Source organism: Polaromonas sp. (genome assembly GCF_036676035.1).
Taxonomy (GTDB): domain Bacteria; phylum Pseudomonadota; class Gammaproteobacteria; order Burkholderiales; family Burkholderiaceae_C; genus Polaromonas.
The window spans coordinates 1-14,995 of record NZ_JAKFDR010000010.1; the positions used below are offsets into that span (position 1 = coordinate 1).

13 protein-coding genes are annotated in these 14,995 nt (G+C 62.2%); 4 read left to right on the forward strand and 9 right to left on the reverse strand.

All coding sequences use genetic code 11. The features are described 5' to 3' along the window. The first annotated feature begins 200 nt into the window (after positions 1–200). Positions 201–710, forward strand: coding sequence for a disulfide bond formation protein B (locus V6M61_RS01865; RefSeq protein ID WP_332774857.1), 510 nt, complete (start codon positions 201–203; stop codon positions 708–710). On the opposite strand, the gene V6M61_RS01870 is transcribed toward V6M61_RS01865, so the two are convergent. The 6 genes from V6M61_RS01870 to argA all read right to left on the reverse strand — a co-directional run bounded on the left by V6M61_RS01870 (position 664) and on the right by argA (position 4,749). Further along, positions 664–1,326: a phosphoribosyltransferase gene (locus tag V6M61_RS01870; RefSeq protein ID WP_332774858.1), complete on the reverse strand. Its 663-nt coding sequence runs from the start codon at positions 1,324–1,326 to the stop codon at positions 664–666. The genes V6M61_RS01865 and V6M61_RS01870 overlap by 47 nt on opposite strands. A gap of 259 nt (positions 1,327–1,585) precedes the next feature. Beyond that, complete coding sequence (locus V6M61_RS01875; protein WP_332774859.1) at positions 1,586–1,978, reverse strand: nuclear transport factor 2 family protein; 393 nt, start codon at positions 1,976–1,978, stop codon at positions 1,586–1,588. Positions 1,979–1,987: 9 nt separating this feature from the next. Next, positions 1,988–2,623, reverse strand: a complete 636-nt coding sequence (locus tag V6M61_RS01880; protein ID WP_332774860.1) for a LysE family translocator — start codon at positions 2,621–2,623, stop codon at positions 1,988–1,990. Between the two features lie 12 nt (positions 2,624–2,635). Next, on the reverse strand, positions 2,636–3,115 hold the full coding sequence (locus V6M61_RS01885) for a GNAT family N-acetyltransferase (RefSeq protein ID WP_332774861.1): 480 nt from the start codon (positions 3,113–3,115) through the stop codon (positions 2,636–2,638). Beyond that, complete coding sequence (locus V6M61_RS01890; protein ID WP_332774862.1) at positions 3,112–3,360, reverse strand: DUF1272 domain-containing protein; 249 nt, start codon at positions 3,358–3,360, stop codon at positions 3,112–3,114. Before V6M61_RS01890 ends, V6M61_RS01885 begins: the two co-directional genes overlap by 4 nt. Before the next feature lie 39 nt (positions 3,361–3,399). After that, positions 3,400–4,749 (reverse strand): amino-acid N-acetyltransferase, encoded by a 1,350-nt coding sequence (gene argA / locus V6M61_RS01895; protein WP_332774863.1) that lies wholly within the window; start codon positions 4,747–4,749, stop codon positions 3,400–3,402. 174 nt (positions 4,750–4,923) lie between these two features. Between argA and V6M61_RS01900 the strand changes: the two genes are divergently transcribed. The 3 genes from V6M61_RS01900 to V6M61_RS01910 all read left to right on the forward strand — a co-directional run bounded on the left by V6M61_RS01900 (position 4,924) and on the right by V6M61_RS01910 (position 11,300). Next, positions 4,924–6,144 (forward strand): diguanylate cyclase domain-containing protein, encoded by a 1,221-nt coding sequence (locus V6M61_RS01900; RefSeq protein ID WP_332774864.1) that lies wholly within the window; start codon positions 4,924–4,926, stop codon positions 6,142–6,144. A gap of 73 nt (positions 6,145–6,217) precedes the next feature. Continuing rightward, positions 6,218–10,309, forward strand: coding sequence for an ATP-dependent RNA helicase HrpA (hrpA, locus tag V6M61_RS01905; protein WP_332774865.1), 4,092 nt, complete (start codon positions 6,218–6,220; stop codon positions 10,307–10,309). A 163-nt stretch (positions 10,310–10,472) separates the two neighbouring features. Continuing rightward, positions 10,473–11,300, forward strand: a complete 828-nt coding sequence (locus tag V6M61_RS01910; protein WP_332774866.1) for a hypothetical protein — start codon at positions 10,473–10,475, stop codon at positions 11,298–11,300. 45 nt (positions 11,301–11,345) lie between these two features. On the opposite strand, the gene V6M61_RS01915 is transcribed toward V6M61_RS01910, so the two are convergent. From V6M61_RS01915 to V6M61_RS01925, 3 genes are all read right to left on the reverse strand, one after another. Then, positions 11,346–12,392, reverse strand: a complete 1,047-nt coding sequence (locus tag V6M61_RS01915) for an ABC transporter substrate-binding protein (protein WP_332774867.1) — start codon at positions 12,390–12,392, stop codon at positions 11,346–11,348. A 292-nt stretch (positions 12,393–12,684) separates the two neighbouring features. Continuing rightward, positions 12,685–13,860, reverse strand: a complete 1,176-nt coding sequence (locus V6M61_RS01920; RefSeq protein WP_332774868.1) for a pyridoxal phosphate-dependent aminotransferase — start codon at positions 13,858–13,860, stop codon at positions 12,685–12,687. An 88-nt stretch (positions 13,861–13,948) separates the two neighbouring features. Further along, on the reverse strand, positions 13,949–14,893 hold the full coding sequence (locus V6M61_RS01925) for a CysB family HTH-type transcriptional regulator (RefSeq protein WP_332774869.1): 945 nt from the start codon (positions 14,891–14,893) through the stop codon (positions 13,949–13,951). Between the last annotated feature and the right edge of the window lie 102 nt (positions 14,894–14,995).

Sequence of the window (14,995 nt, forward strand, 5' to 3'; positions counted from 1 at the left end):
TTTTCGGGCGGTCTGCGGCGTTGCACTGCTTGCCAATAGCCGGGCTATTGGCGGCGCACTGCGCCTTGCACCCCATCCCGAAAAGACACCTGCGCGACCCCAAATAAAGCGTGAACAGGCTCTTAGCCCCGCCCGGGAACTTATCCCCGCCCAAACTCACGAACCAGCGGACAATTGATAGATTGATTAAAGGGAATCTGATGTTTTTGACTTATTTCGACACGAAGCCACGCCGTGTGCTGGCGCTGGTTTCTGCAGTCTGTGTGGCCATGCTGGCTTTTGGCCTGTACCTGCAGCATGTGGTGGGGCTGGAGCCGTGCCCGATGTGCATCGTGCAGCGTTATGCTCTTGTTTTGATAGCTGTTGTTGCAGGTTTGACGGCGCTTTCAGGCTCAAAAGGCTTGCAAGCCACGGGTTCCGTCCTGCTCGTGCTGTTGGCGGGTTTTGGCGCTTTTGTGGCTGCCCGCCAGAGCTGGCTGCAGTGGTACCCGCCCGAAGTCGCGTCCTGCGGCCGCGATTTCTACGGCATGATTGAAACCTTTCCGCTCAAGCGCGCCATTCCCATGATCTTCCGGGGCAGCGGCGACTGCACCAAGATCGATTGGACCTTCCTCGGCGGCTCCATTGCCAACTGGTCCTTCCTGTGCTTTAGCGCCATTGCGCTCATCGCTGCCGTCCTGTTGTGGCGCTCATTTGCCAGGCGGCTTTGAGCAGGGCCTGCACTTCCTCATCCGCCGTTTGCGGAAAGTCCCGGTACCACAGACCCACCGCGTGAAACGCCAAGGGCGCCATGGCGCAGACGAGCTCGTCGACCTCGGAGCGCATGCTCTCGCAGGTCTCCAGCGCGGCGACGGGCACGGCCACCACCGTGCGTGCCGGCTTGCTCCGCTTTACCGCCATCACGGCCGCGCGCATGCTTGAGCCCGTTGCCAGGCCATCGTCCACGAGGATCACGGTGCGGTTTTCGAGGGCCAAAGCCGGGCGCTGCCCGCGGTACAGCTGCTCGCGTCGTACCAGCTCAGCCTGTTCGCGCGCGACGACGGCTTCAATGACTTCTTCCGGCACCATGCCCGCCGTTTCGCGGTTCATGACTCGCACGCCGCCACTGGTGATCGCGCCCATCGCGTACTCCTCCTGACCCGGATAGCCCAGCTTGCGCACGATCAGGACATCGAGCGGCGCGCGCAAGGCCGTGGCCACCTCAAAAGCAACGGGCACACCCCCGCGCGGAAGTGCGAGCACGATGAGACCGGGCTGGCCGCGGTAATGGGCCAGCTTGCGGGCGAGGACCTGACCGCCGTGCTGGCGGTCCCTGAACGGAGTCATGGTCGGGTCAGGCATGCGGTTTGTATTCGGAACGGCACTGGCGCCGTCTACAGAGAATTCAGTCTACGCCGGCGGATTTTTCTGTCAAATCCGGGGCGGTACCGACCACAGGCTAAGCCCAGTACTGTTCAGTTATTCGCCATGAGCCGGAATGGCAAAGCGTTGACTTGTCATTGCTGGCTTGACCCGCAATCCATGGATCCCGGATCAGGTCCGGGATGACAAACCAGGGCAAGGGCTCAACTGAACGGTATTGAGGCTAGGCCCAGTACTCGTCCACCAGCCGCTGGTCTTCGTCATAAATCCAGCACTCCGACAGCTTGCCGTCACGCACCCGGTAGCGCAGCAGGCGCTCCAGCTGCGTCGCCTGGCCATCGCGCTCGAAGCGCTCCACAGCCACGATCAGGCCGAACTGCTCGCCCGCCAGCACGTCCTTGATCTCGATCAGCTGGCGCTGGGTCCTTTCCCGGACCTGCTTGAGCAGCGCCAGGCACGCCGGCTTGCCGCGGTGGGTGCCGGCCAGCGGGCTGCGGCCGAAGTAGTGGAACACCACCTCGTCGTGGTAGCAGTCGAAGATCGCCTTCAGATCGTTGGCCACCCAGGCGTCGGCATAGCGCCGCACCACCGCATGAATCTCGCCCTGGGCCGCCATGGGCAAGCCTCAGGTGTTGCTGCGGCGGTAAAACGCCAGCGAGCCGGCCAGCGCCAGTAGCGCGCCGCCACAGAAGCGGTCCAGCCATTTGGTGGCCGAGGCCTTGAGCAGGCGCACGGCGCGCGAGCCGACGAAGGCATAGCTGAGCATCACCATGAAATCGAGTCCGGCGAAGACGATGGCAATCGAGATGTACTGCGGCGCTTGCACGGCCGCCGGGTCTATGAACTGCGGCAGCAGGGCCGAGCAGAACAGATAGCCTTTGGGGTTGGTCACGGCCACCAGAAAGGATTTTCCGAAAATCGCGCGAACGCTGTGCTGTGCGCCAGACGCTGCGCTGTCAGCCGGCAGCTCAAACCCGCCGCGCGAGCGCAGCAGCCGCCAACCCAGCCAGGAGAGGTAAGCCGCACCCACCCACTTGAGTACCGAGAACCAGAACTCGGAAGCCGCCAGCAGGGCGCCCAGCCCGAGCGCGACCGCGCCAACCAGCACAAAGTCAGACAGCACCGCGCCCAGCATGCCTGGCAAGGCGCGGCGCACGCCATAGCGCGAGCCATTGGCCAGTGCCAGCAGCACCGTAGGGCCGGGGGTGGCGATGGCGACCAGGGCGACGAGTGAGAACAGCAAGAGGGTGGTGATGTTCATATTTGAGGACGGTTAGACGCCTGTTCGGGGCAGACGGACATAGTAAATGTCCCATTCGCCTTCATCAACCTGATTGAAGCCGTGACGCTGGTAGAAACGGTTGGCGTCACTTTGCCGCAGAGCCCCCAGGCGAACGGGAAAGCCTGCCGCGTCAGCTTCCTCGCATACCAGGGCCAGCGCCGCGGCGCCCACGCCTTGCCTCTGAAAGCCGGGGCGAATGTACAAATGGTCGAGCAGCAACGCGCCGTTCGTTGGCTTGAGGACGAAAAATCCGGCGCGCTGGCCCTCTGAAAGGATGTGCCGGGTATGCGCCGGTGAAAAGCCGTTGGCCAGCCTTTCCCTGGCCCGCACAGGGTTGAACAGGCCCATGCGCTCCAGGCTTTCCCGCATGGCCTCAATGCGAAGCGCAACCAGGTCTTCAAGGTCGTCTGCGGACGCCCATGCGAACGAAATCCGATGCTGGCGTGAGGCCAGGGCCTGGTGGCTGCTCATGGCGCCGCCTGGCAGCCCGCCGGTTTGTAAACGCGTTCGGTCGAAGCCGGGTACTTGGCGAGCTTGTCAGCGGGCCGGCGCGGCCGCACGACCAGCTCACCGCCGCAGTTGGGGCAGATGCCTTTGAGTTTGGTGTCGGCGCAGTCGCTGCAAAACGTGCATTCGAAGGTGCAGATGCGCGCATCTGGCGACTCATTCGGGAGATCCTTGTTGCAGCATTCGCAGCTGGGGCGGAGTTCGAGCATGGTTCTTCCTTTTTGTTCTGAGCCGTCAAATGGCGGGCATCAACTCAGCTTTTTCACCAGCACCTGGCTCTTGCGGTCCCAGTTGTACTTGCGCTTGCGGGCTTCGGGCAGCCAGTCCGGGTCGACCTGCACAAAACCGCGCTTGAGGAACCAGTGCATGGTGCGGGTGGTGAGCACGAAGATGCTTTGCAGGCCCATGGCCCTGGCGCGCTGCTCGATGCGCTTGAGGACTTTTTCGCCATCGCCCTGGCCCTGGCTTTGGGGTGACACGGTCAGTGCCGCCATCTCGGCGGTTTTGGCCTCGGGGTAAGGGTAAAGCGCGGCACAGGCAAAGATCACGCCGTCGTGTTCGATGATGGTGTAGTGGTCGGCGTCGCGCTCGATCTCGGTGCGGCTGCGTTTGACCAGGGTGCCGTCTTTTTCGAACGGCTCGATCAGCTGCAGGATGCCGCCCACGTCGTCGGCGGTGGCCTCGCGCAGGGACTCGAGCTTTTCATCCACCACCATGGTGCCGATGCCGTCGTGCACGTAGATTTCCAGCAGCAGCGAGCCGTCAACCGCGAACGGGATGATGTGGCTGCGCTCCACGCCTGCCTTGCAGGCTGTGACGCAGTGCTGCAGGTAAAAGCTGGTGTCGGTCGGGTTTTGCGCGCCCGGCAGGGCGGCCAGCAGTTTCTCGGCGGCGTCCAGCGGCAGTTCGGTGTCGATGGGGTTGTCTTCGCTTTCGGGCTCGCCGGGTTTGACGCGTATGCCCGCAATCTCGGTGACAAAGATCAGCTTGTCGGCCTGCAGGGCGATGGCCACACTGGTGGCAACCTCTTCCATGGTCAGGTTGAACGCCTCGCCCGTGGGCGAGAAGCCGAACGGCGACAGCAGCACCATGGCGCCCATGTCCAGTGTGCGCGTGATGCCCGCCGCGTCCACCTTGCGCACCAGGCCCGAATGCTGGAAATCCACGCCGTCCACGATGCCGACCGGCCGGGCCGTGATGAAATTTCCCGAGATCACGCGTACCGTGGAGCCGGCCATGGGGGTGTTGGGCAGGCCCTGGCTGAAGGCGGCCTCGATCTCATAGCGCAGCTGGCCGGCGGCCTCCTGCGCGCAATCGAGCGCCACCTCGTCGGTGATGCGCATGCCGTGCGAGTATTTGGCGGCGTGGCCCTTGGCCTTGAGCTGCTCGTTGACCTGGGGGCGAAAGCCGTGCACCAGCACGATCTTGACGCCCATGCTCTGGATCATGGCCAGATCCTGCGCCAGGTGCTGCAGCTTGCCAGCGGCAATGGCCTCGCCGCACACGCCCACCACAAAGGTCTGGTTGCGGAACTTGTGGATGTAGGGCGCCACCGAGCGGAACCAGGGGACAAAGGTGAAATTGAAGACGGTGGACATGGGCGCGCTTTCGGGTTCAGGAAGGGGCAAGCAGCAGCCGGGCAATGAATGGCTGGCTTGCGCGGCAAAACGAAAAAGTGCAGTGAGTGTAAGGGAGGACGTCAGGTCTCCAACGGGCATGCAACCCTCCTGCAAGTTTGCATTAAACCGGCGACACAGGTATGGTTTGCGTCCATGACGCAATTAGCTATAGGGTTTTGGGGCGGCTATTTCGGAACTACGGTTTTGATGCTGGCAGGTGCGGTATTTGTCTTCATTCGTTCGCTGCGCCGGGTGGCGCTCAATGCAGCCTTGTCGGCGGTGGCATCGGCCTTTTTTGTACTGGCCTTTCTGGGCGCGTTGCCCATTGAGGATGCCGACATGCTGTCCCGCTTTCTGGCGCATGTGGCCAGCGTAGTGGCTGCGCTATTGGCGTATTTGCTGTTTTCCATGCTGGGCCTTCTGCGGCAGCGCGAGGTGCGTCGCCGTACCATGCTGGCGCTGGCTGCGCTGGCCGCTACGGTCGTGATGTCTGGCTGGCTGATGCAGCCGCAACAGGCACTGAGGCTGAGTTTGGCGATGGCCTGCCTGCTGGGCCTGACGGCGTTGATCCTGAGCTTGCGCAGTGCCTTGCGCGGTGACCGGCTGGCCTGGGTGGCGGTATCAGGGGTTTTCTGCATGCTGCTGGCGCTGGCCGGCCTCGGCTGGATTGCGCTGGACCGGGCGCATGTGCCCTGGCAGATTCATGCGCTAAGTGCCATCGCCGGAACAGCCTATCTGGCCACCATGTCGTCCGTGTTGTGGATGCGCTACGCCTACCTCATCGAATTGCACCAGGTGATGGCCTACGGGCCCAGCTATGACCCGGTGACGCGCATGCGTTCGCACAGTGGGACGGCCAATATGGTGGGAGCGGCGTTCCAGCACTACCGCGACGAGCCAGTGCCGTTGGGCGTCATTGTGGTGTCCATCGCCAATCTGCCCGTGCTTGAACAGTTGTACGGCCTGGCGGCTGTGAATCACGCACTTTTTATTTTCACAGGGCGCTTGCGGCGTGTGGTGCCTGCTCATGTGGAAATGGGGCGACTGGCTGGCGATGGGTTTTTGCTGCTGATGCGTAACTGCGGCGACAATGGCCCGCTGCTTCAGCTGGCGCGCACCGTTCAGGCGCACCTGGCCAAACCCGTGGTGCTCAATACCAGCATTGAATCTGCCTTACTGGGCAAGCAACGCACCCATTGGGCCGCTGAGGTAGGGGTCGGGGTGCAGCGGGTGTCCAGAACCGATGCACGCGCTTCGATGGCGGTGGCCATGGGGCGGGGCATGTCGCGCACTGCCTGGACCTACCCCAGCCGGGTGGCCTGGTATGACGACAGCAGCGGCGAAATTGTGGGCATGCCTGAGCATGTGCGCTGAGGGGGTGCTGCAACGCGGCTGCCGGTGCAGGCGGGAACACCGATAATTCATAGCTTTGACTGCTGATCCGTCCTTGTCTCCCTCCACGTCACCGCTCACCATCACCTTTCCCGAATCCCTACCCGTATCCGGCAAGCGCGAGGAGATCGCGGCTGCCATACAGACGCATCAGGTGGTCATCGTCTGCGGCGAGACCGGCTCGGGCAAAACCACCCAGCTGCCCAAGATTGCACTGGCCATGGGGCGCGGCAAACTCAACGCGCCGCCCGGCAAGGGTCGCCTGATCGGCCACACCCAGCCGCGCCGCATTGCCGCCTCCAGCGTGGCCAAGCGCATTGCCGACGAGCTCAAAACCCCGCTGGGCGAGGTGGTGGGTTTCAAGGTGCGCTTTCAGGACCGGCTGAGCCGCGACGCCTCGGTCAAGCTGATGACCGACGGCATCTTGCTGGCCGAAACGCAGACCGATCCGCAGCTCTTGGCCTACGACACGCTGATCATTGACGAGGCGCACGAGCGCAGCTTGAATATCGACTTTTTGCTGGGGTATTTGCGCCAGCTGCTGCCGCGCCGGCCTGACCTGAAAGTGATCATCACCTCGGCCACGATCGACGCGCAGCGCTTTGCCGACTATTTCGCTTCGGCCGCGCCGGCGCCGGGCCGCCCCAAGCCGGGCGCAGCCCCCCCGGGGGGCAGCGACGACGCGCAGCGCGGAGCGTGGGGGCCTGTTACGCCAGCGCCCGTCATCATGGTTTCGGGCCGCATGTTCCCGGTGGAGCAGCGCTGGCGGCCGTTTGAAGAGTCGCGCGACTACGATTTGAATGACGCGATTGCCGATGGCGTTGACGAACTCTGGCGCAACCCGCATGGTGGGGGCGACATTCTGATTTTCCTGCCTGGTGAACGCGAGATTCGCGAGGCCGCGGACCACTTGCGCAAGCACCTGAGCCACCAGCCCCTGCACCGCAATGCCGAGGTGCTGCCGCTGTTTGCCCGCCTGAGCCAGGCCGAGCAGGACCGGATTTTTGACAGCCACAGCGGCCGGCGCATCGTGCTGGCCACCAACGTGGCCGAAACTTCGCTGACGGTGCCGGGCATCCGCTACGTGATCGACGCCGGCACGGCGCGCGTCAAGCGCTACAGCTTTCGCAACAAGGTCGAGCAGCTCATGGTCGAGCCGATCTCGCAGGCCGCGGCCAACCAGCGCGCCGGGCGTTGCGGCCGGGTGGCCGACGGCATTTGCATACGCCTGTACGACGAGCAGGACTTTGCCGGCCGCACCCGCTTTACCGACCCCGAAATCCTGCGCAGCTCGCTCGCGGCGGTGATCTTGCGCATGAAGTCGCTGCACCTGGGGGCAGTGGAAGACTTTGCCTTTATCGAGCCGCCCCAGCGCCGCGCGATTGCCGACGGCTACCAGCTGCTGGCCGAACTGGGCGCGGTGGACGACGACAACGAACTCACGCCGGTGGGCCGCACGCTGGCCAAGCTGCCGCTGGACCCGCGCGTGGGCCGCATGATTCTGGAGGCCAAAGACCGGCAGGCGCTGGACGAGGTGCTGGTGATCGCCAGCGCCCTGAGCGTGCAGGATGTGCGCGACCGGCCCATGGACAAGCAGGCCCAGGCGGACCAGGCGCATGCCAAGTTTGACGATGAAAAGAGCGAGTTCAGCGGGTATTTGAAGCTGTGGAAGTGGCTGGGCGATACACGCGGGGGCGGGCAGCCCTCACCCCAACCCTCTCCCAGAGGGAGAGGGAGCAAGACTGAATTACTCCCTCTCCCGCTGGGAGAGGGCAGGGGTGAGGGCTCCCCGAGCCACAAACTCTCAAACCGCCAGTACGAAAGCCTGCTGCGCGAAAACTACATCAACATCCGCCGCGTACGCGAGTGGCGCGACATTCATTCGCAGCTGCACAGTGTGGTGGGAGAGCAGGGCTGGCACCTGAACAACCGGCCGGCCAGCTACGAGCAACTGCACCTGTCCATGCTGTGCGGCTTGCTGGGCAACATCGGCTGCAAGAGCGACGAGGAAGACTGGTACCTGGGCGCGCGCGGCATCAAGTTTTACCGCCATCCGGGCGCCAAACTCAGCAAAAAGCCGGGCCGCTGGATTGTGGCGGCCGAACTGGTGGAAACCACGCGCCTGTTTGGGCGCGGCATTGCGGGCATCGAACCGCAGTGGATAGAGCAGGTGGCCGGCCATCTGCTCAAAAAACAGCTGCTGGACCCGCACTGGGAAAAGAAGGCCGCGCAAGTCACGGCGCTGGAGCGCGCCACGCTGTACGGGTTGGTCGTTTACAACGGCCGGCGCGTCAATTTTGGCCGGGTTGACCCGGTGTCGGCGCGTGAAATCTTCATCCGCGAAGCGCTGGTGGCCGGCAACTGGGACACCAAGCTGCCGTTTCTGGCGGCCAACCTCAAGCTGATCCAGCAGGTGCAGGACCTGGAGCACAAGGCGCGCCGCCAGGACGTGCTGGTGGACGAAGAGCTGATCTACGCCTTTTACGACCAGCAGCTGCCCGCCGACGTGTGCAGCGGCGCGAGCTGCGAGCACTGGTACAAGGACGAGGCCAAAAAGCAGCCCAAGCTGCTGTTGCTCACGCGCGAGGAGCTGATGCGCCACGAAGCGGCGGGCATCACCACCCAGGCCTTCCCCAAGACCCTGCGCCTGGGCGGCGTGGACTGCGTGACGACCTATCTGCACGAGCCGGGCGACGCCAAAGACGGCGTGACGGTGGATGTGCCGCTGTTTGCGCTCAACCAGGTCAATGAAGAGCGCTGCGAGTGGCTGGTACCCGGCATGCTCAAGGACAAGGTGCAGGCGCTCATCAAGACGCTGCACCAGCGCCCGCGCTCGCGCCTGGTGCCGCTGCCCGAGACAGCTGCCCGCATGGCCGAGCAATTGAATCAGCCGCAGGCCTTTGGCGGCGGCTCACTGACGGACGCGGTCTTGAGGCTGGTGCGCGACGCGACCTCGCTCGACATCAAACGCGCCGACATGAAGCTGGACATGCTGCCCGCCCACCTGTTCATGAACTTCCGCGTGGTGGACGAGCATGGCCGGCAACTGGGCACGGGCCGCAATCTGGGCGCGCTCAAAGGCGAGCTGGGCTCGCAGGCGCGCGGCGCGTTTCAGGCGCTGGCCGGGCTCAAGAACTTGGCCAGCCCCGCTGTTTCGGCTCAAAACAATGAATCAAATCGGCCTCTAGCCCAGGCAGATATTGCGCAAACAGCTATCAAAAGCGTAGCAAAAAGCGGCGTCAGCCAGCCGGCGAGCTCACCCGTCAAAGTGGCGGAGCGCTACACCAGCTGGAGTTTTGGCGAGTTGCCGGAGCTCATGGAAATCCGCAAGGGCAACCAGACGCTGATCGGCTTTCCGGCCCTGATCGACCTGGGCGATGCAGTAACGATAGAGGTGTTTGACGAGCCCGATGTGGCCGCCGCCAAGCACCGCGCCGGTTTGCGGCGGCTGTTTTCGCTGCAGATCAAAGACGCACTGAAATACCTGGAAAAAAACCTGCCCGATCTGCAGAAGATGGCCACGGCCTACATGCTGGTGGGCCGTGCTGCCGACAACTCGGGCGGCGGCACGCTGGAAGAGCTGCGTGCGCAAATCATCGAAGTAGCGCTGGACCGGGCGTTTCTGCTCGACCCCCTGCCCACGGGCGAGGCTGATTTCAAACGGCGGGTGGACGACGGGCGAGGGCGCCTGACCCTGATCGCCAGCGAAGTGGCGCGGCTGGCCGCCGGCATTCTGGTCGAATACGCCGTGGCCCAGCGCAAGATCAAGGACAGCAAAAACGCGGCGGACGCCGTGGCCGATGCCAGCCAGCAGCTGCAGCGCCTGGTGCCAAAACGCTTTCTAACCACCACGCCTTACCCCCAGCTGCAGCACTTTGCCCGCTACCTGAAGGCGATCACGCTGCGGCTGGAGAAGTGGCGCGCCGACCCGGCCCGTGACGCGGCACGCCTGGCCGAGCTGCGCCCGCAGGAGCAGCGCTACTGGCGCCTGGTGGCCGAGCGCAAAGGCGCGACCGATGCGCGCATGCAGGAGTTCCGCTGGTTGCTGGAGGAGTTGCGCGTGAGCTTTTTTGCGCAGGAGTTGCGCACGCCGCAGCCGGTGAGCGTGAAACGGCTGGAAAAAGCCTGGCTTCAACTCAATAGTTGAGGCCAGGCTTCTTTGATCCACGGGATTAATTCACAAACACCTAATTCATCAATTGAATCAATGACTTGCGCTGCGGTGTCTTTCCGTTTTACCGCAATCACTGTTTTATCCGGCAATAGAGCGGTATAAATTGCTAGGCATTCAACCTGCAACCGGAGACCGTATGCCAAAGACGCTTGCACTGCTCACCATTCATGGAATGGGCGATACCCCCAAGGACTACTACGTCGGGCTCCATGACTCGATCAGGGAGGCTGTAGGTGAGGCGACGTGGAGCAAGCTTGCTTTCAAGTCTCTTTACTATCAAGACATCCTTCAAGGCAGTCAGGCTGAGATTTTCGACAGGGTGCAAGACCAGATCGGCTGGATGAAGCTGCGCAAGTTCTTGCTCTACGGGTTCTCAGACGCGGCCAGTCTTGAGTACAAGAAAGACGCCCCCCGGAGCCCGTACTTCGAAACACAGAAAGAGATTCTGCGCACGATGGATGCAGTGTTCGAAGAAGCTGGGCACACCGCAGTGCCCGTCATCATCATTGCCCAGTCCCTGGGGTGCCAAGTCATCTCAAGCTATATCTGGGACGCACAGCAACCGAAGGCAGCAGCAGGCATCTGGAGCGCGCCGCTCGGAGACGGCGTCGCCGACGGATCGCCGCAAGACCAGTTTCGCCGAATGCGAACGGTGCAGCGCCTGTACACGACGGGCTGCAACATTCCCATATTTGTGGCCGGCCACAAGAGCATCCGGGCTATTTCGCCGCCGAGCCAGGGCTTCAAGTGGCACAACTTCTTCGACGAAGACGACGTACTGGGTTGGCCGCTCCGGCCTCTAAGCCCGTCTTACAAAGAGCTTGTGGAAGACATCGCGATCAACGCTGGGGGCGGCCTGGCCGGCACACTTGCCAAGTCCTGGAACCCTTTCAGCCATGGCCAGTACTGGACCGATTCAGACGTTACGAAGCATTTGGCGTTGGCTATCAAGCAGCTTGCCTAGGAGGGCCTGGGCGCAGAATAAAGAACCCCGCCCCTGGGGCGGGGTTCAATGAATAATCGTCACCGCTGATGGCGTCACCGCCTTCAAGCCATCAAGGTATATGTAATTGAGATAATTTGGCATTTCGGTCTTGTTTGTCAGCTTGTTCTTGATGGCCCACCGTGCCTCGTCCTCCATGGCCAGTATCAGGCCCTGGTCCAGGGCCATGTTGAATCGGTACGACGGCCACGACGCTTTCAACTTCGCCGCATCTGTCTTGATATTCACGGCGATCAGTTCGCGTGCCGCATCGGGCGCGTCGCTGCAAAATCGCACACCCTTGGCCAACGCGCGCAGGACTTTCTTGATGGTCTCCGGCTGGCTGACGACATAGGCCCGGATTCCGGCAACGTTGTACAGGCTTTCGTAGATGCCCTGACCGTAGAAGGCCACGCCGTTGCTGCCGAGCTCTGTCAATGCCGTATCCAGAAACGGCTCCCAAGTGGCAATGGCGTCAACATCGCCTTTCGTGAGCGCCAAGGGAAGCTCCTCCGGCTTATAGTTGCGTATCGTCACCTCATTTGGCGACAACCTGTGCCGGGTGAGGAAGGCATCGAGAGTGAAGTGCCCTGAAGTGCTCAGCGTAACGCCTATGCGTTTTCCCTTGAGGCTCCCAGGCGTGACGACACCCCTGTCCCTTCGCCCGGCAATCCCATGGTCTTTTTCCGCCTTGAATATGGTTGCGATGACAGATACAGACCGATCGTTCATGCCAGCGAACATGATGGGAATGTCGGCAACGGTTGCCAAATGGGCCTGTCCCTGCAAGACCGCTTCCAGGGAAGCCTTGCCGCTGGAGTGGGATTGAACAACCGCCTGTATACCTTCGCTCGCGAAATAGCCTCTCTCTCGAGCCGCTATGACCGGACAGGTCCCAACATAGGCGGTGTTGGTCGCGATAGTTATTTGTTCCGGCGGTTCTGCCTGAGATGCCGGTGGTGTGCGGGTCATCCATCCATAGCCTGCGGCCAGCAACGCTACCGCAATGAGCAAGCCTGCGACCACGGACAGGGCAGCTTTGCCGCTGAATCGTCTCTCCGATTTTCTTGTCATCGTGATTCTCCTTTCAAGTCGTCAGAGCGCTCGCTGCTGTGAACAGGGATGCCAAGGCAAGCACTACAGGAGGACAAAGTTGCCGAAACTCAAGGAACGGGTCGTCGATGCAATCGTATTTTCAATGGAACGGAAAACAAAAGAAAATTGAAGCCTCAGTACGGGCGGGCAAGTTTCCAGGTCAAGAAAGGCTTGCGGCTGACTCTAACGCTTTCAACAAGCCTAGACAAGCAACTGCCGTCGAATAAGTCGTTCAAACCCGGCAGCCCTCTTTATCAGGCTGGCCCTTTGCTCACAACTTTGCCAAGCGCTCCAGCGCCAAGTTCAGCGTCTCATCTTTCTTGGCAAAGCAAAAGCGCACCACGCGCTGGTCAAAGCCGTTGCCGTAAAACGCCGACAGCGGGATCGCTGCCACGCCGATTTCGGTGGTGAGCCATTTGCAGAAATCGGCCTCGCCCAGGTTGCTGATCTCTGAAATATCCACGCACTGGAAATAGCTGCCTTCGCTGGGCAGCAGTTTGAAGCGGGTTTTAGCCAGCCCGGCGCGAAAGAGGTCGCGCTTGCGCTGGTAAAACGCCGGCAGGTCCAGGTAGGGCTGCGGGTCGGCCATGTAGGCGGCCAGCGCATATTGCACCGGGGTGTTGACGGTGAAGACGTTGAACTGGTGCACCTTGCGAAACTCGGCCGTCAGTGCAGCCGGGGCCGCGACGTAGCCGACTTTCCAGCCGGTCACGTGGTAGGTCTTGCCGAAGCTGCTGACGATAAAGGCGCGTGCCGCCAGACCCGGGAAGCGGGCGGCACTTTGGTGGATCTGGCCCTTGGCGGCGTCAAATACCATGTGCTCATACACCTCGTCGCTGATCAAGAGCACATCGGTGGGTGCGAGGATGTCTTGCAGCTTGAGCATGTCTTCGCGCGTCCACACCGTGGCGCTGGGGTTGTGCGGCGAATTGATCAGGATGGCGCGGGTTTTGGATGTGATGGCCGCCGCAATCCTGTCGAAGTCGGGCCGGAAGGTGCCCGGTGTCAAAGGCACACGCACCACGGTGCCGCCGGCCAGTTCGATATTGGGCACATAGCTGTCGTAGCAGGGCTCCAGCACAATCACTTCGTCGCCGGGGTGCACCACGGCCAGGATGGCGGTGATGATGGCCTGTGTGGCGCCGGCCGTGATGGTGATGTCGGTGTTGGCGTTGTAGTGGCGGCCGTGCAGTTGGGCCAGCTTGCCTGCAACCGCTTCGCGCAGCACGGGGACGCCGGTCATGGGCGGGTATTGGTTCAGACCCTTCGTCATGGCGTCCGTGACAGCGTTGACCAGCTGTGGGTCGCATTCAAAATCGGGAAAGCCCTGGCCCAGGTTGACGGCGCCTTTTTCCGCCGCCAGGGTGGACATCACCGTGAAGATGGTGGTGCCGACAGCGGGCAACTTGGTTTGCAGTGTGGGAGTACGTTCGAAAATGGTGGTCATGTCAGCAGCTAAATGTGGTTCTTGTTCAAGCGGCCGCTAGCGGCGCCCCCTTGAGGGGGAAGCGGCCGCAGGCCGCCTCGGAGGTGTACTAAATCTCGTAATCGTTGACCCGGCCCGCCATGGCCTTGGTGATCAGGGCGCGGTCCAGCTTGTCGCTGAGCAGCTCGGCAAACTTGTAGACGAAATTGCGCAGGTAGGCGCTGCGCTTGAAGGCCACGCGGGCCACGTTGTGGCCAAACAGCGGGCCTGCGGGCAGGGCCACCAGGTCGGCATTGGTGCCGTCGTCTCTGATCGCCATTTCGGCCACGATGCCGACACCCAGGCCCAGGCGCACATAGGTCTTGATCACGTCCGAGTCAATCGCTTCGAGCGCAATGCGCGGCTGCAGGCGCTTGTGGGCGAAGGCCTGGTCAATCTTGGTGCGCCCGGTAAAGGACGGGTGGTAGGTAATCAGGGGCTGCTGGGCCAGGTCTTCCAGCGTGATCTTGTCCTGCTTGGCCAGCGGGTGATCGAGCGGCATCACCAGCATGTGCTGCCATTCGTAGCAGGGCAGGGTTACCAGTTCCTCGTAGTGCGACAGCGACTCGGTCGCAATGCCGATTTCGGCCACCTCGTCAATCACCATCTTGGCGACCTGATCGGGCGAGCCCTGATGCAGGCTGACGTTGACTTTGGGAAAGGCTTCGCGCAGCTTGGCCACCGGCACCGGCAGCACATAGCGGGCCTGGGTGTGGGTGGTGGCGATCGACAGCGTGCCGCTGTCCTGGGCCGAGAACTGCTCGCCAATGCGGCGCAGGTTGCCGACCTCGCGCATGATGAGCTCAATGCTTTTGAGCACATGCTCACCCGGCTCGGTCACGCGTTTGAGCCGTTTGCCGTGGCGGGCAAAAATCTCCACGCCCAGCTCTTCTTCCAGCTCAATGATGGCCTTGGACACACCAGGCTGGGAGGTATGGAGGGAGCGGGCGGTCTCGGTCAGGTTGAGGTTGCGCCGCACAGCCTCTTGAACAAAGCGGAATTGGTGAAGGTTCATATCGAATTATGGCTAATTGATCGCTTCATTATGCCTGTTTTGCGCTAAGAGTGGCGGGGCAACCAAGGCGAAGCAAGGGGTGCTGAAGCGCAATTGATCAAA